This window comes from Ureibacillus sinduriensis BLB-1 = JCM 15800, from assembly GCF_000772955.1.
GTDB lineage: Bacteria > Bacillota > Bacilli > Bacillales_A > Planococcaceae > Ureibacillus > Ureibacillus sinduriensis.
The window spans coordinates 250129-270917 of the sequence record NZ_JPVO01000054.1; the positions used below are offsets into that span (position 1 = coordinate 250129).

Annotated in this window: 21 protein-coding genes and 1 other annotated feature; of the genes, 15 read left to right on the top strand and 6 right to left on the bottom strand. The window is 37.6% G+C overall.

Features of this window, described 5'->3' with window-relative positions; genetic code table 11:
• The first annotated feature begins 1 nt into the window (after position 1).
• From CD33_RS15250 to CD33_RS15295, 10 genes are all read left to right on the top strand, one after another.
• The gene (locus CD33_RS15250) at positions 2 to 1258 is read left to right on the top strand and encodes an ABC transporter permease (RefSeq protein WP_036201916.1); all 1257 of its coding nucleotides are present in this window, start codon (positions 2 to 4) and stop codon (positions 1256 to 1258) included.
• Complete coding sequence (locus CD33_RS15255) at positions 1255 to 2358, top strand: ABC transporter permease (RefSeq protein WP_052130287.1); 1104 nt, start codon at positions 1255 to 1257, stop codon at positions 2356 to 2358. The genes CD33_RS15250 and CD33_RS15255 overlap by 4 nt, the downstream gene beginning before the upstream one ends.
• Before the next feature lie 410 nt (positions 2359 to 2768).
• The gene (locus tag CD33_RS15260; protein ID WP_036201919.1) at positions 2769 to 4982 is read left to right on the top strand and encodes a peptidoglycan D,D-transpeptidase FtsI family protein; all 2214 of its coding nucleotides are present in this window, start codon (positions 2769 to 2771) and stop codon (positions 4980 to 4982) included.
• A 274-nt stretch (positions 4983 to 5256) separates the two neighbouring features.
• Complete coding sequence (locus CD33_RS15265; protein WP_036201922.1) at positions 5257 to 6249, top strand: PstS family phosphate ABC transporter substrate-binding protein; 993 nt, start codon at positions 5257 to 5259, stop codon at positions 6247 to 6249.
• A gap of 92 nt (positions 6250 to 6341) precedes the next feature.
• On the top strand, positions 6342 to 7289 hold the full coding sequence (gene pstC / locus CD33_RS15270) for a phosphate ABC transporter permease subunit PstC (RefSeq protein WP_036201925.1): 948 nt from the start codon (positions 6342 to 6344) through the stop codon (positions 7287 to 7289).
• A 1-nt stretch (position 7290) separates the two neighbouring features.
• On the top strand, positions 7291 to 8169 hold the full coding sequence (pstA, locus tag CD33_RS15275) for a phosphate ABC transporter permease PstA (RefSeq protein WP_036201930.1): 879 nt from the start codon (positions 7291 to 7293) through the stop codon (positions 8167 to 8169).
• Positions 8170 to 8193: 24 nt separating this feature from the next.
• The gene (pstB, locus tag CD33_RS15280; protein WP_052130309.1) at positions 8194 to 9030 is read left to right on the top strand and encodes a phosphate ABC transporter ATP-binding protein PstB; all 837 of its coding nucleotides are present in this window, start codon (positions 8194 to 8196) and stop codon (positions 9028 to 9030) included.
• Positions 9031 to 9051: 21 nt separating this feature from the next.
• Positions 9052 to 9711 (top strand): phosphate signaling complex protein PhoU, encoded by a 660-nt coding sequence (gene phoU / locus CD33_RS15285; RefSeq protein WP_036201932.1) that lies wholly within the window; start codon positions 9052 to 9054, stop codon positions 9709 to 9711.
• 304 nt (positions 9712 to 10015) lie between these two features.
• Positions 10016 to 10242: a binding site (T-box leader), on the top strand.
• 100 nt (positions 10243 to 10342) lie between these two features.
• Positions 10343 to 11731 carry an anthranilate synthase component I gene (trpE, locus tag CD33_RS15290; RefSeq protein WP_036201935.1) on the top strand — a complete coding sequence of 463 codons (1389 nt, stop codon included), beginning with the start codon at positions 10343 to 10345 and terminating at the stop codon, positions 11729 to 11731.
• Positions 11728 to 12321 carry an anthranilate synthase component II gene (locus tag CD33_RS15295; RefSeq protein WP_036201938.1) on the top strand — a complete coding sequence of 198 codons (594 nt, stop codon included), beginning with the start codon at positions 11728 to 11730 and terminating at the stop codon, positions 12319 to 12321. The genes trpE and CD33_RS15295 overlap by 4 nt, the downstream gene beginning before the upstream one ends.
• 276 nt (positions 12322 to 12597) lie before the next feature.
• Here CD33_RS15295 and CD33_RS15300 read toward each other — a convergent pair whose 3' ends face one another.
• The 4 genes from CD33_RS15300 to CD33_RS15315 form a co-directional block, all read right to left on the bottom strand.
• Entirely contained in the window at positions 12598 to 13068 is a 471-nt protein-coding gene (locus CD33_RS15300; RefSeq protein ID WP_036201941.1) for a glutathione peroxidase, read from the bottom strand.
• A 36-nt stretch (positions 13069 to 13104) separates the two neighbouring features.
• The gene (locus CD33_RS15305; RefSeq protein WP_036201944.1) at positions 13105 to 14301 is read right to left on the bottom strand and encodes an MFS transporter; all 1197 of its coding nucleotides are present in this window, start codon (positions 14299 to 14301) and stop codon (positions 13105 to 13107) included.
• A 308-nt stretch (positions 14302 to 14609) separates the two neighbouring features.
• The gene (locus tag CD33_RS15310; protein WP_036201947.1) at positions 14610 to 15128 is read right to left on the bottom strand and encodes a hypothetical protein; all 519 of its coding nucleotides are present in this window, start codon (positions 15126 to 15128) and stop codon (positions 14610 to 14612) included.
• On the bottom strand, positions 15125 to 15550 hold the full coding sequence (locus CD33_RS15315) for a hypothetical protein (protein WP_052130288.1): 426 nt from the start codon (positions 15548 to 15550) through the stop codon (positions 15125 to 15127). Before CD33_RS15315 ends, CD33_RS15310 begins: the two co-directional genes overlap by 4 nt.
• 160 nt (positions 15551 to 15710) lie before the next feature.
• Between CD33_RS15315 and rpmG the strand changes: the two genes are divergently transcribed.
• The 4 genes from rpmG (at position 15711) to CD33_RS15330 (ending at position 19023) form a co-directional block, all read left to right on the top strand.
• A complete protein-coding gene (rpmG, locus tag CD33_RS19995; protein WP_008408521.1) occupies positions 15711 to 15860 on the top strand; it encodes a 50S ribosomal protein L33 in 150 nt (49 codons plus the stop codon).
• A 123-nt stretch (positions 15861 to 15983) separates the two neighbouring features.
• Entirely contained in the window at positions 15984 to 16523 is a 540-nt protein-coding gene (locus CD33_RS15320; protein ID WP_258517057.1) for a 5-formyltetrahydrofolate cyclo-ligase, read from the top strand.
• Positions 16520 to 16732 carry a YqgQ family protein gene (locus CD33_RS15325; RefSeq protein ID WP_036201956.1) on the top strand — a complete coding sequence of 71 codons (213 nt, stop codon included), beginning with the start codon at positions 16520 to 16522 and terminating at the stop codon, positions 16730 to 16732. Before CD33_RS15320 ends, CD33_RS15325 begins: the two co-directional genes overlap by 4 nt.
• Positions 16733 to 17118: 386 nt before the next feature.
• Positions 17119 to 19023, top strand: coding sequence for an LTA synthase family protein (locus CD33_RS15330; protein ID WP_036201959.1), 1905 nt, complete (start codon positions 17119 to 17121; stop codon positions 19021 to 19023).
• A gap of 157 nt (positions 19024 to 19180) precedes the next feature.
• Here CD33_RS15330 and CD33_RS15335 read toward each other — a convergent pair whose 3' ends face one another.
• Positions 19181 to 19363, bottom strand: coding sequence for a DUF2759 domain-containing protein (locus tag CD33_RS15335; protein ID WP_036201961.1), 183 nt, complete (start codon positions 19361 to 19363; stop codon positions 19181 to 19183).
• A gap of 165 nt (positions 19364 to 19528) precedes the next feature.
• Here CD33_RS15335 and CD33_RS15340 point away from each other — a divergent pair, with 165 nt between their 5' ends.
• Positions 19529 to 20173, top strand: coding sequence for an MBL fold metallo-hydrolase (locus tag CD33_RS15340; RefSeq protein ID WP_036201964.1), 645 nt, complete (start codon positions 19529 to 19531; stop codon positions 20171 to 20173).
• Between the two features lie 155 nt (positions 20174 to 20328).
• On the opposite strand, the gene CD33_RS15345 is transcribed toward CD33_RS15340, so the two are convergent.
• Positions 20329 to 20571: a DUF2626 family protein gene (locus CD33_RS15345; protein ID WP_036201966.1), complete on the bottom strand. Its 243-nt coding sequence runs from the start codon at positions 20569 to 20571 to the stop codon at positions 20329 to 20331.
• Positions 20572 to 20789: the final 218 nt, after the last annotated feature.

Genomic DNA, 20789 nt, shown 5'->3' on the forward strand with positions numbered 1-20789 from the left:
CATGTTTATAGCACTTATAAAAAAACAGATAAAGCTTTTACTGCGAAGTCCCTCTGAAATTTTGACCTTATTCGTAATGCCGATTGTTCTGATACTTATATTAAGTTATGCTTTAGGACCCCTAATGGAAGGGGACTCAGAGATGACAATCATCGAACTCGCTATTATCCATCATGAGGATGAGGAGGAACAAATCCAGGGGTTTATTGACGCTCTTCCGCCAAATGTAGTCTTGGACCAGAAAACATCTGGTAATATTGAAAACTCATTGCCGGTTTCTATGCTTGTGAAGGAATTGGAAAACAATAATGAAATGAAAGAATTGATTCATGTAACACAACTGGACGCCAAAAGCTTGGCTGAGGTAAAAAAGAGTGGGGATTATGATGTTGTTTTGGAAATACCCAGCAACTTTACCAAAGAGTATTTGGACGCCAAGTTTTTTGATCAAGAAAAACCAGCTTTTAATGTGTATTTAAATGAAAGTGAACAGATCACTTCTACAATTGTCAAAGAAATTATCGATTATTTTCAGCAGCAATATACATTGCAATCCGAATTATCGGAAAGTGGTGTCATCATAGATCATACAGCACTCTCTTCGCAGAAAATACATTCAACAATTCGTTCTGTCGATTCTTTGGAAGAGGTACCTTCAAGTGTCTACTACACTTTCAGTATGACAGTCATGTTTATGTTATTTATTGCGGGTACTCTAGCGAGTCAATCGTTCATTGAAAAGAATACTCATATTTTTGATCGCATCTTGCTGGCACGAATTCACTCAAGCACCTACTTGTTGAGCATTATTGTTTCTTCAATACTATTTTCACTGCTGCAAGTGTTTGTTCTGTTTACATTCTCGTATTTTGTATTCAATATTAGCTTTGCAAATTGGGAACTGTTTTTATTGCTGAGCATACTTTTTTCAATCGTTATTGGAGCAATAGCGGCCCTGTTGTCCTCGATTAATTATCGGTCCAATTCTGCCGGTGCTTCCAATTTATTTTCAACAGCAATTGTAGCAATTTTGGCATTTTTCGGAGGCAGTTATTTTAATATTAGCAGTTTGTCGCCATTTATTGTCAATGTTGGAATGCTGACTCCTAATGGCGCAGCACTGGATGGCTACTTAAAGATTGCGCAAAACGGCAGTTTAAATGATCTACTGCCCAATATTACAGTTCTTTCAAGTTTAGCATTTTTGTTAATGCTGATTGCATTTCTTCTGTTCCCGAAAAGAGGTGGCATTGTTTGAAACATATATTTAAAACAAAACTATTATTATTGGCACGCCAACCGGCAAGTTTTATAATTATCACCATTATTATTTGTGCATTTGCCTATGTCCTTGGACTCGGTTCTCAATCTAAATTGCCGATAGCCGTTTTTTCAGACTTGAAAGATGAGCAAACAAAAATTTACATGGCCGAATTCGGCAATATCCCGGAAACGGAATTCACCTTGGTGAAAGAGGAAAGAGCAATTTCGCTTGTAGAAAAGGGAGAATATGATGTTGCAGTGCACTTAATGGGTGATGGATTTGAGCTGATCACTTCTCCGGATTTTATGGATTCTGCATTGATCAACAATGAACTGACTATGATCTATAGCAGACTCACGCAAAAAGAAGCCATTATCAATGCAACCCCTACAAGCGAACAAGATGAAGTAGAACGAATTATAGACAAAGCTGCAGAAAATCCAAGCTTTCATATAAAGTATTCAAGCTTTACAAATGATGGGGATTTTATTTGGGATTCGAAGCTCCACGGCTTGTTCGGATTTAGTTTGTTTATGGTAATTTATACCGTATCGAACGGAGTTTATCCGATAATCATGGATAGAAGAAAGCGTATATGGGACCGATTGACAGTTTCTTCTATTGGTAAGACGGAAGTTTATTTGGCAAATATTTTATATAGTTTTTTAATTGGCTATCTACAGGTAGTTCTCGTTCTAAGCATATTCCACTTCATTGTCGGTGTAGATTTTTATGGAGGCTTCTATAATAGTTTGTTGATGGTGATTCCATATTTACTTTGCATTGTCTCACTCTCTATATTTATTGCGTCCGTGGTAAGTACGCAAGGGAAATTCAACGCGGTGATTATGGTGATTGCTGTACCTTTCGCAATGTTGGGAGGTGCCTATTGGCCACTAGAAATTGTAACCTCCGATGTCATTTTGGCGCTCTCGTATATCTCGCCGATTACTTATGGGTTGGAATTATTAAATGGTGTAACGATAAATAATAGTTCTTTTGTAGATTTAATACAACCGCTTGGAGTATTGCTCTTCATATCAGTAGTCTTGATGGGGATTGGTATTAATGTAATGGAGCGACGAGAACAATAGTCCCGTTTTCTATGAACTCCTCAAATGGATGATACCAAGGATGGCATCGAAATGCTTGTACTCAACAAACTTGGGAAGGCAAAAACTACCGTTAAAATCCTGGGAAATCAAGCAGGTTGGATATATCCAAAAGGTGATTAATACTATGAGGATGGAAGTGATATTTCCATCCTTTTTTGCCGTTGTCATAAATTTTACTTCAATCTATTTTTTGATATTTATCTAAAATCGTTGGGGAGATGTCCATTAGCGAAATATACTCAGGATAGGTGGAACCATTTTCAAATTTTACCGTCACAAAACATGAAGATTAAGACCTTCAGTGCTTTTTAATCATCTGGTCAAATGCTATACTAAAATGTATGTATTTATCCTGAAAAGTCAAATTCAGAAAGGGGGAGACATTTCAATTGCGAAAGAAAACAAAAACTCAACGTGCATCCAGTGTGAAAGCAAAATACCGGGCTAGTTTGTCATTTCGTATGAACGTCCTTTTCTTTTCCATTTTCCTATTATTTTCCATGCTTATTTTCCGATTGGGCTATTTACAGATCGTAAAAGGCGAGGATTATGTACGGGCTCTAGAAAGAACCGAGGAAGTTGCGGTGAATACGAGCGTACCTCGGGGAAGGATATATGATCGGTACGGTAGAGTATTAGTTGATAATGAGCCGGAAAATGCCATTACATATACGAAAATGCAGACAACCACTACTTCTGAAATGCTGGAAATTGCTGAACAGCTGGCCATGCTGATGGAGCAGCCGATAGATCGGGTTACATTGCGCGACAAGCAAGATTTCTGGATTATGAAGAATAAAGAAATCGCTTATGAGAAAGTAACAGAAAAAGAGCAAGAAAAACTAAGAGAAAATGAAGAGCTCGAAGAAAAAGAAATTCAAGCTGAAATAGATCGCTTAGTACGTGAACGTATTACGGAAGAAGATTTGGCACAGTTAACACAATTTGATTTGGAAGTGTTGGCCATTTATCGCGAAATGACATCCGGTTATAATTTATCTCCTCAAATCATCAAAAGCGAGAATGTAACTGATGAAGAGTTCGCCCGCGTATCAGAAAGATTATCCGACTTGCCTGGGGTGAATACAACAACAGATTGGAAACGTGTGAAACTTTCCTCGCTGGCAATTTTGGGCAGAACAACAATACCGAGCAAGGGGATACCAAAATCTAAACTGAACTATTACTTGGCAAGGGATTACTCGCGGAATGACCGCGTTGGGGAGAGTTATTTCGAAGCAAGCTATGAAGAACTTCTTCAAGGCCAAAAATCTGTAGTGAAAAATATAACGAACAAACAAGGGCAAGTAATTGATACTTTAACTACCTATGAAGGCGAACCTGGCAGCGACTTAGTTACAACGATTGATATTGAGTTGCAGGAAGCGGCAGACCGTATTGTGGAAGAAAAACTTCTGGAATTAAAATCAATGAGCCAATCCCACCTATTGGATAGAGCATTTTTTGTGATGATGAATCCAAACACCGGGGAATTACTATCGGTAGTGGGCAAGAAACTTGAAACGGATAAGGAAACAGGCAAAAAATATATTGTTGATTACTCCTATGGATCGTTCACAACTGCATATGAAGTTGGTTCAACTGTCAAAGCAGCCACATTGTTGATGGGGTATTCCGAAGGGGCTATTAAGCCTGGAGAAGTGATGATTGACCAACCCATCAAGCTGGCCGGCACAAATGTAAAGAGTTCTATCTTTAACCGTAATGGCAGAATTGCATTGAACGACCAAACCGCGCTGGAACGTTCGTCAAACTCGTATATGTTCCAAACCGCAATAAAAATTGCGGGTTCGACCTATAGCTATAATATGCCATTCAGAATTAAAGAAGGCACATTGCAAACGATGAGAAATGCGTATGCACAATTTGGACTTGGGGTTAATACAGGGATCGATCTGCCGAACGAATTTGCTGGATTTGCTGGTGAGTTGACGGATAACGGTAAAATTTTGAATCTTGCTATTGGGCAATTTGATACTTATACGCCTCTGCAAATGGCGCAATATATTTCAACTGTTGCTAATGGCGGCTATCGGATCGAACCACGGATGTTGAAAGAAATCCGGGAACCATCGGAGGATGGGGAAATGTTGGGTCCTTTAGTTGAAGAAGTAACACCGAAAGTATTAAACCGAATTTCCAATTCAACTGATGAAATTAACAATGTGAAAGAAGGCTTAAGAAAAGTTTATGTGGGTTCCCGAGGATCAGCACGTTCCTATTTTGCGGATGCCCCATATAGTGCGGCAGGTAAAACAGGAACCGCGGAGGTTGTTTACTACGGTCCGAATCGGGAAGAATGGGCAACAGAAACTATCAATATTGCGCATGTCGGTTTTGCACCATACGAAAACCCGGAAGTAGCTTACGCCGTTATTTTCCCATGGGCAACAACGAATTATAATATTTCATTGCCGCATGCAAGCCAAACGGCCAGAGAAATTTTGGATGTATATTTTGAGCTGAAGCAGAAATATGCCAAAGAAGGAAGAACTTCAAGCTCGGTGAAACAAGAAATTTTGCCAACAACAACAGGCGAAAAAATAGATGAAGATACAGCAGATGAAACAGTAACTGAATAATGACTGAAATTGAAATCCCTTAGGAATAAATATCCTAAGGGATTTTTTCTATATTCCGAAATGGTCCGAAGCCGCTCATGCATCCATCAACCAAAAATGTGAGGTAATGCAGGTTCAAAACTAGTTTTCCATCATATAAAGAAATTCCTAAATTTACAAAATTCGATAGCGATTTACAATTTCTTAACAATGCGTTTATATGAAATCAACAAACTAGCTTTATAGTTTTAACTGTAAGACAAACTTACTATGAATTTGATGGAGGAAATAAGAGATGAAAAAGTGGAAGTACTTAACAATGACAGCCGCACTAGGCGCGACCTTTGTTTTAGGTGCGTGTGGATCAGAGGACGCGGATACTGAAACAGAAACAGAAACAGAAGATGGAGCGGCAACAGGTAGTGAAACTACTGATAACGCTGATTCAGGTGATGCAAAATTATCTGGTGAAGTAATAGGTGATGGTTCATCGACTGTAGCACCAATTACTGAAGCTCTTGTTGAAGAGTATGCCGGAGTTCAACCGGATGTAAAAGTGTCTGCGGGTGTTTCAGGTACTGGCGGTGGTTTTGAGAAATTTATCGCTGGCGAAACGGACTTCTCTAACGCATCCCGTCCAATAAAAGAAGAAGAAATTGCTGAATTAGAAAAAGCTGGTATTGATTATACAGAATTTCAAGTAGCTTTTGATGGTTTGACAGTAGTCGTTAACCCAGAAAATGATTGGGCTACAGACCTAACAGTAGATCAATTGAAACAACTTTGGATTGAAGATGGTACTACTAAAAAATGGTCGGATATTGATCCGTCATGGCCAGAAGAAGAGGTTGTTTTCTACTCGCCAGGTACTGATTCAGGTACTTACGATTATTTCGATGAAGTAATTTTGGATGGTGCCGACTTAGCAAAGGCAGCAACATTGTCTGAAGATGATAACGTATTGGTTCAAGGTGTTGCCGGAGATAAAAACGCAATCGGATTCTTCGGTTATGCTTACTACCTTGAAAACCAAGATAAGTTAACTGCTGTAAAAATCGATGGTGTTGAGCCAAATAACGAAACAATCGAATCTGGAGAATATACTCCTCTATCTCGTCCACTATTCGTTTATGCGAAAAACACTGCTTTGCAAGAAAATGAAGCATTTTATGATTTCATGAAATTTTCTCTAGAAAACGCTGGTGAAATGGCTGAAGCTGTTGGTTATGTAAAATTGCCAGATGAAAAGTATGAAGAAGGTTTATCAACACTGGAAGGCTTAAAATAATAAGCATTAGAAAGTAAATAACATAAATGTGTGGGAGCCGCCACTTAGGTATCTCGCACATTTTCTCACGTATTTTGAAGGGAGTTTGTACAATGGCTTCTCAAGGCTTAGGGAAAGAGCAATCCATTCAAGAAATGATTGCACGATCCCGTAACAATAAAGGTAAAAAGTTTATAGAAAAATTAATGCCCATTATTCTAGTTATAACTGCACTAATATCTGTACTTACTACAATTGGCATCGTTTTTACATTAATTTTTGAAACATTTGAATTTTTTCAGAGGGTATCAATTACTGACTATTTATTTGGTAAAGAGTGGTTGCCTTTCTCAGGTAGTGAACCATTATACGGTATATTACCCTTAGTGCTGGGGACATTAAAAGTTTCGGTTATTGCAGCATGTGTTGCTGTACCATTGGGGATTGCAGCTGCAATTTATTTAAGTGAATATGCGTCAGATAAAACGCGTCGAACGATTAAACCAATCCTGGAAGTTTTAGCTGGTGTACCGACAATTGTTTATGGTTTCTTTGCCTTAACGTTTGTTACACCATTACTTCAAGAATTGATACCGTCGCTGAAAATATTCAATGCCCTTAGTCCAGGGATTGTTGTGGGGATTATGATCCTGCCAATGATTGCTTCCTTATCTGAAGATGCCATGAGTTCAGTACCAAACTCAATTAGGGAAGGGGCATTGGCCCTGGGTGCCACGAAGTTGGAGGTTTCCATTAAAGTTGTATTACCAGCTGCCATATCTGGAATAATAGCCTCTGTTGTTTTGGCTGTTTCACGAGCAATCGGGGAAACAATGATCGTTTCACTTGCCGGTGGAGCTACGCCTACATTTGACTTTAATGTGACAGGCTCTATCCAAACAATGACTGCCTATATTGTCCAGGTTTCTTCAGGTGATGCTGGTTATGGTACAACAATCTATTACTCAATCTATGCGGTTGGCTTCACATTATTTGTATTTACTCTAATCATGAATTTACTCGCACAATACATTTCTAAACGCTTCAGGGAGGAGTATTAACATGAAATATATCGATGATACTGTTGTAATGAAGCGTATGAAATCGCGATTAAAATATAATTCGTTATGGAAATTGATCTTTCTAATTGCAACATCACTAGCTTTACTTACCTTAGTTATTTTGCTTGTCCGTATTGTGACACAAGGATCTGGACATTTGAACTTGGACTTCTTCAATAATTTTGGTTCACGCTTCCCAGATAAAGCAGGGATTAAAGCAGCCTTAATCGGTTCCGTGTTATTGATGCTGATTATTGCACCGGTTTCTATGATTCTAGGTGTAGGAACAGCTATTTACTTAGAGGAGTATGCGAAGAAAAGTAAACTTACTAGTTTTATCCAGATGAATATTTCCAACTTAGCTGGAGTTCCATCAATTGTTTTTGGTTTACTTGGTCTAACAATATTTGTTCGTATGCTGGTGCTAGGGAAAAGTCTACTAGCCGCAGGATTTACAATGAGTTTACTTATATTGCCTGTCATCATAGTTGCTTCACAAGAGGCTATCCGAGCAGTACCAAAGGAGCAACGTGAAGCTTCCTACGGTATGGGGGCGACAAAATGGCAAACGATCACTCGAGTAGTATTGCCTGCTGCAATCCCTGGTATATTAACTGGTACTATATTGGCGTTATCCCGGGCAGTAGGGGAAACGGCTCCTCTAGTAGTTTTAGGGATTCCGGTCATTCTGCAATTCTTGCCAGACAGCCTTTTAAGTCAATTTACTACACTGCCGTTGCAGATTTATGATTGGGCAAAACGCCCACAGGAAGAATTCCAGTACGTTGCTTCTGCAGGTATTATTGTATTGATGATTCTCCTTGTGATTATGAACTCTATTGCGATATTTATCCGCAATAAGTTCCAAAAACGATACTAAGGATGTGTAAAAGTGGTAGAGCTTATGAATAAAACAAATAAAACAGAAACAATTAAGATAAAAACTCCGTCAGAATTAATCGGTCAATCAACTCCAGCAGTTGATAAGAGATCCGTTTTCAATACGAAAAATTTTAATCTTTGGTATGGGGACCACCATGCGCTAAAAGATATCAATCTAGACATTAAGGAAAATGAAGTGACAGCTATCATCGGACCATCTGGTTGCGGTAAATCGACATATATCAAAGCATTAAACCGGATGGTGGAATTAGTGCCTATCGTCAAAACGAATGGTGAAATCAATTACCGTGGACGGAATATTTTAGGCGCATCTTATGAAGTAGAAGAATTACGCACACGCGTAGGTATGGTATTCCAAAAACCAAATCCATTTCCGAAATCAATCTATGATAATATCGCTTATGGTCCTCGCATTCACGGAATAAAAAATAAAAAAATTCTTGATGAAATTGTAGAGAAGTCATTACGTGGTGCCGCTATTTGGGATGAAGTAAAAGACAGGTTGAATCAAAATGCGTATGGATTATCAGGCGGTCAGCAACAACGTATCTGCATAGCGCGTTGTCTTGCTATTGAGCCGGATGTCATTCTCATGGACGAACCAACATCAGCGCTTGACCCGATATCAACGTTGAAAGTGGAGGAACTTGTTCAGGAATTAAAGGATAACTATTCGATCATTATTGTTACGCATAATATGCAGCAAGCAGCACGTATTTCCGATAAAACGGCTTTCTTCTTAAATGGTGAGGTAGTGGAATTTGATCATACAGATAAAATCTTCTCTACTCCAAAAGATCAACGTACAGAAGATTATATTTCGGGCCGTTTCGGATAATTAGAAGGGATTGGTTTATTCATGGCAGCTAGAGAGCGCTTTGATCATGAAATTCAGGCCATTCAATCAGAACTATTAAAGCTTAGCAATCTCAGTATTCAAGCTTTAGAAATTTCATTCACTGCATTTATCGAAAAAGATTTTGATAAATCGAAATTAGTTATAGAACAAGACGTCGTAATTAATCGTTTGGAAGAAGAAATCAATGACCGCGTCATTCTAGTGATGACTCGCCAACAGCCAGTTGCCAAGGATTTGCGCCGGTTGGTTGTCTTATTAAAGGCTGCAGCTGACATGGAACGTGTTGGCGATTATGCTGTAAATATTGCCAAAGAATCAATTCGGATTGGAAACGAACGATTCATCACTTCTGTCGAGTTGCTGGAAGATATGTGCTTTAAAACTACCGTAATGCTACGACAAGTAATTGAAGCATTTGTAGATGAGAATATGAGCAAAGCAAAAGAAATAGCGGAGTATGATGATCAAATTGATGAAATGTACGGCAACATCATTACACATTTGATGAGATTAAGTTCGGTTGCACCTGAAAGTATTTCGCAGATTACCTATTTATCCTTTATTTGTCGCTATATTGAGCGTTGTGCAGACCATGCTACAAATATCGCGGAATATCTACTCTACCTTAAAAAAGGTCAACGATTTGATTTAAATCAATAGTCTAAGGGGAACTTCATGAAAACCATGGAGTTCCTTTTTGATATGAAACGTTTACGTAATAGGTTGTTGTTTATCATGGGTACATTCAATATTAAACTAATTAAACAGAAAGTGAGAAGAAAAATGATTTTGGTTTAAAATTAGAAATTGCATAATAGGTGGCGTTCTTGGCTCACATTACCATCTGAATCTACCATAATATGATTAACAGTCAATTTATTGCGACTGTAAAACTTATCTAAGAAATTCCTTGAAATTGTTTGAATAGAAGGAAAATTTATTATAAAATAATTAAAAGTAAATAATTCAAGCTATGATGAAAAAGAGTAATATTATGAAGTGGCATAGAGAGCTAGCGGTTGGTGGAAGCTAGAACATGACATAATATGAATGGGCTTTCTAGCTACTAGTATTGAAATGACAGTAGGTACTAGCGTGACGTTACGTTAAAAACAGTTAAGTGGACTAAAATGGTTAAATGAACCGTCTTTTAGTCAATGAAGGTGGCACCACGGCTTTTCCGTCCTTTTTGTTGATGGAAGGGCCTTTTTATATTGTTTGACGTGATTAACAACCACGTTAAACTAGTGCAAAGTTGAGTTGAGAAGAGTAGAGAAAAGGAGAGACTAGTATGACTGTTGAAGTTAAAAATTATGCGGTTCACGAAGTACAGGGAGATATGATGACGCCGATTTCCATTTTTGAGAGTTTAAAAGGAAAAAGGAAAGTATTATTTGAGTCATCTGCAAAACACGAAGAAAGTGGCCGATATTCATTTATCGCCCTAAATCCCGTTGCAGAATTAAAAGGGGATAAAGAAAATTACTTTTATCAACATGGAGAGGATAAACCACAATTTGGAGAAGGTTCCGTGCTGGAAAAACTCCGTAAAGTGTTACCCATTCACGATAAAAGTTATCCCTTTACCTTCTTTGGGGGGGTAATCGGTTATTTTGGGTATGATACAGCCTTTTACTATGAGGAAATTGGAGAAACACTTGAAGATGAGCTGAATATGCCGGATGTGCACCTGTATTTTTACGATACGTTTATCGTTTTTGATCATTTAACTCAAAAAGTGGTTATCGTTTCGCTAGATTTATTCAAAAATGGAAGAACAGAAGATGATATGAGAAAGTCTGTGCTAAGTATCCTGGAAGATATCAAACAAGGAAAGACATACTCGGAAGAGAATGCTGTTCCTGTTCAGTTTGAACCGACAATTGAAAAAGAAGAGTTTATTGAAATGGTGGAAAGAGCGAAAAGGCATATTGAACGGGGAGATATTTTTCAAGTTGTTTTGTCTCAGCGGTTCAGAACAGGCTTCTCGGGCAATCCTTTTACCTTATATCGCAAATTACGTACTTCTAACCCATCACCTTACATGTTCTACCTTGAGTTCGAAGGGTATACAATACTGGGGACCTCACCTGAAAGTTTGGTGAAAGTGGAAAACCGGAAAGTGACAACAAATCCGATTGCCGGGACAAAACCAAGAGGCAAAACAAAGAGAGAAGATGAAAAGTTTGCTGAGATGCTAAAGCATGACGAAAAAGAGATTGCAGAACATCGGATGCTGGTCGATCTCGGGCGCAACGATATAGGGAGAGTAAGCAAGGTAGGTACGGTTCAAGTTTCGAAATATATGAATATTGAACGATACAAACACGTTATGCATATTGTTTCTGAAGTAACAGGGGAATTAACCGAAGATTGTCATGTTTTGGATGTGTTGACTTCCTGTCTGCCAGCTGGAACTGTTTCTGGAGCACCGAAAATTAGAGCCATGCAAATTATCAACGAATTGGAGCGGTTAAAAAGAGGCGTCTACTCTGGTGCTGTCGGTTATATTTCATCAAGTGGGGATATGGATTTGGCATTGGCGATACGTACAATGATCGTGAAGGACAAAAAGGCTTACGTGCAGGCAGGTGCTGGAATTGTATATGATTCAATTCCAGAATCCGAATACGAGGAGACTCTCAATAAAGCAAAAGCTCTTCTGGAGGTGCACAGATGATTCTACTAATCGATAATTACGATTCATTTACGTATAACTTGTATCAACAAATTGCGACTCTCAAGAAGTCAGTTAAAGTGGTGCGAAACGATTCCTTATCAATCGAGGAAATTCGAAAAATGGAGCCCGAGGCAATTGTTTTATCACCAGGTCCCGGTACACCTTCGGAGGCGGGAATTACAGTTGAGGTCGTTCGAGAATTGTATAAAGAATTTCCGATTCTCGGGATCTGCCTTGGTCACCAGTCCATTGGGGAAGCATTTGGTGGCAAGGTGGTGCGTGCACAAAACATTATGCACGGAAAACGATCTAATTTAAATTATAAAAAAAGGGGTATGTTTGAATCACTGGATGAACTGGATGGTGAAATTCAAGTCATGCGATACCATTCACTAGTAATTGATCCACAAACGTTACCGAATGAATTACAGGTAATAGCAACTTCACAAGATGATGGTGAAATCATGGCTATACAGCATAAAGAATTTCCTCTATTTGGCTTGCAGTTTCATCCAGAGTCGATTGGAACAAAGTATGGTACAAGGATGATTCAATCATTTCTGAAACAAACCGACTTATTGGAAGTCTAGCAATAAATAAGGATGAGGAATAGTAATTTGAAAGAATAGGTTTGTATTACGAAAATTTTCCAAACTATGTAAAATGTAATAGGTATTGGAAATGTCCTATTTTATAATTCACCCCAAAAATACTACCTGTCTATGTTCATATGGCATAATTGCATTTTAAGTTGGGCTTCCAGGTTGAACCACTTAATCGATGAACGACTTGTTATATTGAAAGAGAAGGGTGTAACCATAAGTAAAGAATAAAGGACGCGAAATTTTGTTCGCGTCCTTTACATGTTATAAATATTTTGCGATGTCGTTTTCAAACTTTGATGGTTTATCTGTTGGAGCATAACGTTTTACGACATTCCCATCACGGTCGACTAAAAATTTTGTGAAATTCCATTTGACACTTTTGCCTAAAAGGCCTTTCGTTTCCTCAGTTAGATACTTGAAGAGAGGATGGGCACTTTCTCCATTTACTTTAATTACTTCATGCATTGGGAAGGTCACGCCATATGTTAGGCGACAAGCTTCAGCGGCTTCATTGCCTGAGCCTAACTCCTGTTTGAATTGATCCGATGGGAATCCGAGTATTTCGAGCCCTTGATCATGATATTTCTTGTAAACTTCCTCCAACTCTTCGAATTGGCCTGCAAGACCACACTTAGTTGCGGTGTTTACAATTAGTAGAACTTTTCCTTCGAATTTTTTCAAGGAATATGGAGCACCATTTTCATCTTTTACATCAAAGTCATATATGTTCATTGTAATCCTTCTTTCCCTTAGGCAATTTTAAGTATTCTAAAACTTCCTAGCTTTTCGCGTCAACAATACTATTGTAACAGCTAGGGTGAAGGCTGTAACTATACAAGCACTTATAAATGCAATGACCCCATACCATCCCCAACATGACCAGAAAAGTCCCCCGGTTGTACCCCCTATACTCGAACCGAAATAATAGGCAAAGAGATAAAGAGAAGATGCCTGTGCTCTATCTTTTTCAGCTCGAACACTAACCCAGCCGCTTGCTGTGGAGTGGGAACCAAAAAAACCAAATGTAAATACAACGATGCCGATAATTTTGATAACTAGGTTAATAGGTAGTGTCAATAATGTACCACTAAACATAATCGCAATCCCGGTGAGCAACACTTTTTGACGTCCGTATTTATCAGAAAGACTACCGAACCAAGTGGAACTAAATGTTCCAACTAAATAGACAATAAATATCCATCCAACAACAGTATTGCTTAAGTTATATGGAGGTTCTAGGAGTTTGTAACTAATATAATTATAGAGTGTGACAAAACCACCCATCAACATAAATGAAATTCCAAATAAACAAAGTAATCCGGGATCCTTAAGTTGATGAACTAAGGATTTTGCCAATGCTTTAATTTCAAGTTTTTTCGGAATAAAATGCTTGGAGGGCGGGAGCGCCCAAACAAAATAGAGACAGATTAGCAAGCTTAGCAGTCCAGTAAATATCAATCCCATCCGCCAACTGAAAAGGTCATTCATTGTACCCATGATAATTCGTCCGGATAATCCGCCAATCGAATTCCCACTAATATAAAGACCCATTGCGATTCCTAGACTTTTTGGATCCACCTCCTCACCCAGATAAGCCATGGCAATGGCAGGTACACCGGCAAATACAAAACCTTGCAGCATCCGTAATAGAAGAAGAGTTTCAAAGGATGGAACAAATGCGAGGAACACTGTCAGGATCGAAGCTGCGAATATTGAGATCGACATCAACTTCTTCCGACCCCACGATTCTGAAAGAGAGCCGAATAATAGCAAAGCAACAGACAAGACGCCTGTTGATAATGAGAGGGATAGACTTGCCATAGCGGGGGTAACACCAAAAGTTTCCGAGAATTGGGGGAATAATGGCTGTGTAATATACAGATTGGAAAATGTGATAAAACCTGCAGCAAATAAAGCTAAGTTAGCTAAAGTGAATTCTTTTGTTCCTTTTTGTAAATAATTCATTTAGATACGCCTCTTTTTCAATAATTAACCTCTTATATATGACCTTTATTTATAATAATGAAGAAAGAGATATAAGGAAGGTTCATTGTTTATAAATGTCCTATAAAATTTGGTAAACGTTTCGAGTAAGCTGGATTTTACTTCACTTTAATATACCACGTGATGTTGAAGACATTTTGAGAGTATCGCTCGGCTTCTGGCCGACTATATCAAGGAGTATTTTGAAAGGTCAACATCCGATGCATTAAGAATGTATCTCATTGAATAGAAAAAGGGGAAGCCTGCTCATCTTGCTAGGCTTCCTTCTATTATTCGGTTGTTCTTCCTGTTATAATGTTGGCTATTTGTTCAATTGACATAGAAGAATTTAGTTGGAATTGTCCTTTTTGAATGGAAGTTGCATATTCGGGTTGTGCTAAAAACAGCTCCATTTCCACACTGTTCGAAATAATCCCTATGTCTTTCAATTTTTGTGCAACTTCAGCAGGCGTCAAACCGCCATAAATATAGAGCGTTCCGACTACGTTTTCATCAGTCGGCCCGTTTTCGGAAGCCGTATCTAAGCTATTTTCTTCCTCAGGCAGTTGCTCATCCATTATGGCATCTTCCGTTCGTTGAGCTGCTTGCTGATCTTCTTTTAAAAGTGTAAGTTGTTCATTCGCTTCATTTAACTGTTGCTCCAATTGAACAATTCTGGCTTTATAATTTTCATCGTCTTCTGTTTTTGTCTGGGAAATGAATGGCATACCTGACTTTTGAGAGAGTGTAATGAGGGCACCGATGACGAAACATGCAATACCAAAGGCACGTAAGGATGATTTTTTCATCGGGCTCCCCCGTTCTTCAAAATAGTAAGAATCTGCTCTTTTGATAATGTGGACATTTTACTAATTTCGTCCACAGGATAACCTTGTTTATTCAGCTGGATAACTTGATTTACGAGTATTTCGTTTATTTGTTGTGTGTTGTTGGCTGCGTTTGTTTGGCTCGAATGTGTTAGTTGAGCGTTTTTATTATGAATTTCAAATGACTTTTTATCAATAGTGCTTTGCTTAACGGCAAAATTGGGTTCTAGAAGCAACTCTTCTTCTATAATTTTTAATCGCTTTTTTAATGAATTTGTTTCTTGATAAATACTGATGGATAAGTCTTCTAAATCTTGCTCCACTTTTTTTGAAGTATCTTTTAGAAAAAATGAAGCAACGATACAGATTATACCGATGATTATTAAAATCGTTGAAAATTCCACTTTGTTTCCTCCGTTGATGGGCATTTTACGCTATTTTACCATAATGAAAGTTAATAATAAATCATGCTAGATTTTTTTTCAGTTTATGTTATAATGATTTAGTCGTATAAATCATGCTCAAATGTAATACAAGTCTTGATATAGAGTGGGAGGGTTAATAATGCGCGTAAACATTACTTTAGCTTGCACAGATTGTGGCGAACGTAACTACATTTCTAAAAAGAACAAACGTAACAATCCAGAGCGTCTTGAACTTAAAAAATATTGCTCTCGCGAGAAGAAATACACTCTTCACCGTGAAACTAAGTAAGCATTATTGCCAAAACCACTTGTGGTTTTGGCTTTTTAATTATAACAGCAAATACTTTAGAGGGAATGAATTGAATTGGATAAGAAACTTTTAAGAAATCAAGTTAGAAGCTCCTTAAGGGAAATGGCCCCCCAACAGTTTAAACTTTCATCTCTACATATAAAGGAAAATTTATTGAAAGAGCCTTCTTTAATGGAAGGGAAGACGATTGCTATCACGATTTCCAATAAACAAGAAGTTGATACAAAAGAAATAATCGAATCACTTTGGCACCTTAAGAAAAAAGTAGTAGTGCCAAAGTGCAATTCGGTTGATCGTTCCATGGAATTCTATGAAATCAATCATTTCAATCAACTTGAAAATGTATATATGGATTTATTGGAACCGAATCCACAATGCACCGAACTTGTTCCCCGTGAACATGTCGATTGCATAATCGTGCCAGGAATCGTCTTTGATAAGAAGGGATATCGAATCGGCTATGGCGGCGGTTACTATGATCGCTATCTTGCTCAATTCAAAGGAATGCGGATTTCATTGGCATTCAATATACAAATAAGAAATAGTGTACCGGTCGAGGAGTTTGACATACCGGTAGATTTAATAATAACAGAAACCGATAGAATTGATTGCATGAAGAACCGAAGGGAGTTTGATCTATGAAAACGATGAAAGATATCTATGATTTGTTAAAACAGTACGGAACATTTATTTATACGAGAGATCGATTAGGGGATGTCCTTTTGATGGAGGATGAAATACGGGAGCTCTATAAAGCGAAAGTATTGGAACCGAAGGAATTTCAGGCAGCCATGTTGATTTTGAGGCAAGAAGCTTCGCGAATTGAAAAAGATGAGAAAAACCTCCTTTAGTCCTTAAGTGGGAATGGAATTAATTATATTTATTGGAAAAATTTAATTCTTATGTTTGAAATAAGCGTTTAATGTTAATAAATGTTAAATATATGTGAAAATTAATTGCAATGTAATCGACAGTGGAGGTTTTCCGCTGTTTTCATTTGGGAACTTTTATGTAAACAATACGTAAATATTCATAGGTAATTATAAAATTGCAAACTAGACGTAGTTTAATGTAGTTTTGTGTCGATTAGTTTTTGATTGGATAGTATTGCTAAATAAAGTAAAAAAGATTAAGATAAATTTTGTTTATTATTATCTTTATTGATTCATTGTAAAATTCATTTCACTAGAGATGTATTCCACCAATAGATAAATTTTGTAGGAAAGGATGTTTTGGAATGAAGTCATTTAAATGGCCTAAACATTCGATACTAGCGATTGCAATAATTGCAACTTGGCTTAAAACGGTCATTGTATATCACACGAGCTTCGAGCTGGACATCGAGAATGCCATGCAGGAGTTGATATTGTTTATCAACCCTTTAAGTTTCATCTTATTTGCGTATGGTATATCCTTATTTTTCAAAACGACAAAGGTACGAAACCGTTTCCTGATAACCGTAAGTATGATATTAGCGATTGTGCTATATGCAAACGTTGGTTTCTATCGATTCTATAATGATTTTATAACCTTTGCTGTTTTATTCCAAACTAGTAACTTTGGCGATTTGGGGAATTCAGTTGTGGATATTATTAGCTTTACGGACATACTTTACTTTACAGATGTGATCGTTTTGATTTTGGCGATCAAGTTTATCCCAAAAGTAGAAGGGCTCAGTCCTGTAAGAATAGAATTGCGACGGGCTTATTTTATCTTGTCGATGGCAATGGTATTCCTGAACTTAGGTTTGGCCGAAACGGAACGTCCGGAGCTATTAACACGAGCTTTCGACCGTGAGCTGCTTGTGAAAAACATCGGTACGTATAACTATCATTTGTATGATATTTATGTACAATCCAAATCGAGTGCGCAGCGTGCTTTAGCAGACGGCAGTGAATTGGTCGAGGTAGATAACTATGTTCAAGCCAATCAAGCAGCTGTAAACGAAGAGATGTTCGGTAAGTATAAGGGACGCAACCTGATTCTTGTCCAACTTGAGTCATTACAAAGCTTCGTAATCAATAATGAAATGAATGGAGAAGTTGTTACTCCGTTTTTAAATTCATTGACAAATAATAAAGATACGTATTATTTTAATGACTTCTATCACCAGACGGGTCTGGGTAAAACGAGTGATTCTGAGTTCATCGTCGAAAATTCGCTATTTGGATTGGGCCGTGGAGCTGTGTTCTTCACCCATGGCGGCAATACTTATAATACAATGGCGGAAAAACTAGGGGAGAACGGATACTTCACTAATGTAATGCACTCCAATAATTCATCGTTTTGGAATCGCAATGAGATTTACGAATCATTTAATATTAACCGGTTCTATGATGTGGAATCTTATGATGTAACCGACGAGAACTCGGTAAACTGGGGATTAAAAGATATTCCATTCATGGAACAATCCGTAGATTTGATGACTGAAATGCAGCAGCCATTCTACTCAAAAATGATTACTTTAACAAACCATTATCCATTTACTTTGGAAGAAGAGGATATCATGATACCGGAGTATAACTCAAATTCCGGGACGCTAAACCGCTACTTCCAGACAGTTCGTTATTTGGATGAATCGATCAAAGTGCTCTTTGACGAGTTGAAAGAATCGGGCCTGTATGATAACTCTATCATTGTGATGTATGGAGATCACTACGGTATTTCGGAAAACCATAATAAGGCAATGGCAATGTATTTAGGCAAAGAGGAAATTACTGCTTATGATAGTGCTTTACTTCAATCTGTGCCTTTATTCATCCATGTACCTGGTTCAGGGGATGGGGAAGTAATCGAGGACGCTTCCGGTCAAATTGACCTGCGCCCGACATTATTGCACTTATTGGGTATTGAAACGTCTAATGACATGCAACTAGGTGCGGATCTTTTTTCTAAAGAACATGAGGATTTCGTAATTTTCCGTGACGGTCGATTTGTAACAAATGATTTAGTTTACGCCGGTGAAGTTTGCTATGATCGGGAATCAGGAGAAGATATAGGAATAGAAGCATGTCAGCCATATATTGATCGTTCCTTAGTCGAGCTCGAATATTCAGACGAAATCATCAATGGTGACTTACTGCGTTTCTACGATGAAGAAACAGGTAATTTACTTCATGATGCACTAGATGGCGAGGAATAATTAGACAAGTGGCAAAGGCAATTCAAAAATATCAAATTTCTCTCATGAGAAATTTGATATTTTTTCTTGGGCCATAAGTAAAGTCTTCAGGCGAAGTCGGTAAATAAAAGAACGGAAAAGAAAAAACGAGGTATCTTTGAGATACCTCGTTTTTATCTTAGTGATGTAATTGTGGCGGATAGCCTTGATTTAAAATTGTCATCACTACAAACCAACCAAAAATTGCTGCAGTAGCAACACTAAAAACTAAAGCAAGAATATTCTTTTCTTTAATTGCTTGGAAGAAGTTTACTACTGCGAAAATTGCTACTAAAGCGAAAATAACCATTAATAAGTTCATTAAAAAGACACTCCTTTCGACATCAGTAAATGCATGTCGATAAACAATATTCCTTCTTTATTGTAAATCACCTTATCCTTTTTGTCGAGAAGAAATAATTTGATTGTTGGACTATACAATGTAATTTTTACCTAATCCGTGTATAATTACCGAGAGGTGATTCCAATGTTAAATGTTAAATCATATAGTTTAGGACCAATCCAAACAAATTGTTATATAGTTAGTAATAAGCAAAAAGACTGCATCCTATTCGACCCAGGAGAAGAATCTTCAAAAATAATTAAAGCGATTCGTACAAATCAACTGAATCCTAAAGCCATTTTTTTGACACATGCACATTTTGATCATATTGGTGCCGTAGAAGATTTGAGGGAGCTATTTAGTATTCCTCTATATGTTCATAGTAAGGAAGTAGCTTGGCTTTCTGACCCGATGAAAAATGGATCTGGAAGATATGCCGAACTTCCGGATTATATTGTAAAAAAACCAGAGGACGAGCATATAATTCATAACGAACAATATTTTAATGTAGCTGGAATTAAATTTAAAGCGGTTTTTACACCTGGTCACTCTCCGGGAAGTATTTCGTATATATTTGAGAAAGATGGATTCGCGATCGTAGGAGATACATTATTTGAAGGAAGTGTTGGAAGAACAGACCTACTTGGAGGTTCTCACGAGATGCTTTTAAAGTCCATTCATGAAAAAATATTAGTACTACCCGAAGAGACGATTATTTACCCCGGACATGGAAGTTATACGACTCCAGCCCAAGAAATGGAAAGCAATCCCTTCTTAAATGGATTTTAAAAGAGTCAAAACGATTCAACTTTGTTTGAGTCGTTTTGTTTTTTTGTTTGAGGGTTTTTGGGGGACACAATATATGTTATTTAGCAGTGTAGAAAGATAGGGAACTTGAACTTCAAGAAAAAACACCGACTGAGGATATCAGTCGGTGTTTTTGATTAGTGGCCGGCACCAGGTACGTGGATAAACGTAGTATAGTACGTAAATCCTGCGAAGAATATTGTTAAATAAGCTCCGAAAATGTACATGTACATGCGCTCTGTTAGGTTTAAGAAGCCTAATAATAAGAATAATATTGTATTACCAACGAATAATAGCGAAACCTCGTACATATCACCAAGGTAGAACATAACAGCAAAAACACCTGTCCAGAAAGCCATAACTTTATACATGTTACTCATGTAGAATCCCTCCTTTTGCCAATCGACACAATAATATCATCTTTTATTATAAATGATTTGAAACTATAATGTAAACTCAAACTTACATTAAGTTTGTGACAATACAGTAGAAAATACTAGAGCTTTATATTTCGGCATCTATCTCATTTACACAATTATAATTAGAATCGGTCTTCGTGGTTGAAAGAAGTCGTTCAAGCAGAATTTGAATCAATTGG

What these genes read in the sequence shown, in the direction of transcription:
- CD33_RS15320 (WP_258517057.1), top strand. Translation starts at nt 15,984, where the DNA reads ATGGCCCCCCAACAGTTTAAACTTTCATCTCTACATATAAAGGAAAAT.
- CD33_RS15265 (WP_036201922.1), top strand. Translation starts at nt 5,257, where the DNA reads ATGAAAAAGTGGAAGTACTTAACAATGACAGCCGCACTAGGCGCGACC.
- pstA (WP_036201930.1), top strand. Translation starts at nt 7,291, where the DNA reads ATGAAATATATCGATGATACTGTTGTAATGAAGCGTATGAAATCGCGA.
- phoU (WP_036201932.1), top strand. Translation starts at nt 9,052, where the DNA reads ATGGCAGCTAGAGAGCGCTTTGATCATGAAATTCAGGCCATTCAATCA.
- CD33_RS15330 (WP_036201959.1), top strand. Translation starts at nt 17,119, where the DNA reads ATGAAGTCATTTAAATGGCCTAAACATTCGATACTAGCGATTGCAATA.
- CD33_RS15295 (WP_036201938.1), top strand. Translation starts at nt 11,728, where the DNA reads ATGATTCTACTAATCGATAATTACGATTCATTTACGTATAACTTGTAT.
- pstC (WP_036201925.1), top strand. Translation starts at nt 6,342, where the DNA reads ATGGCTTCTCAAGGCTTAGGGAAAGAGCAATCCATTCAAGAAATGATT.
- CD33_RS15325 (WP_036201956.1), top strand. Translation starts at nt 16,520, where the DNA reads ATGAAAACGATGAAAGATATCTATGATTTGTTAAAACAGTACGGAACA.
- pstB (WP_052130309.1), top strand. Translation starts at nt 8,194, where the DNA reads ATGAATAAAACAAATAAAACAGAAACAATTAAGATAAAAACTCCGTCA.
- CD33_RS15305 (WP_036201944.1), bottom strand. Translation starts at nt 14,301, where the DNA reads ATGAATTATTTACAAAAAGGAACAAAAGAATTCACTTTAGCTAACTTA.
- CD33_RS15335 (WP_036201961.1), bottom strand. Translation starts at nt 19,363, where the DNA reads ATGAACTTATTAATGGTTATTTTCGCTTTAGTAGCAATTTTCGCAGTA.
- CD33_RS15340 (WP_036201964.1), top strand. Translation starts at nt 19,529, where the DNA reads ATGTTAAATGTTAAATCATATAGTTTAGGACCAATCCAAACAAATTGT.
- CD33_RS15250 (WP_036201916.1), top strand. Translation starts at nt 2, where the DNA reads ATGTTTATAGCACTTATAAAAAAACAGATAAAGCTTTTACTGCGAAGT.
- CD33_RS15310 (WP_036201947.1), bottom strand. Translation starts at nt 15,128, where the DNA reads ATGAAAAAATCATCCTTACGTGCCTTTGGTATTGCATGTTTCGTCATC.
- CD33_RS15345 (WP_036201966.1), bottom strand. Translation starts at nt 20,571, where the DNA reads ATGAGTAACATGTATAAAGTTATGGCTTTCTGGACAGGTGTTTTTGCT.
- CD33_RS15300 (WP_036201941.1), bottom strand. Translation starts at nt 13,068, where the DNA reads ATGAACATATATGACTTTGATGTAAAAGATGAAAATGGTGCTCCATAT.
- trpE (WP_036201935.1), top strand. Translation starts at nt 10,343, where the DNA reads ATGACTGTTGAAGTTAAAAATTATGCGGTTCACGAAGTACAGGGAGAT.
- rpmG (WP_008408521.1), top strand. Translation starts at nt 15,711, where the DNA reads ATGCGCGTAAACATTACTTTAGCTTGCACAGATTGTGGCGAACGTAAC.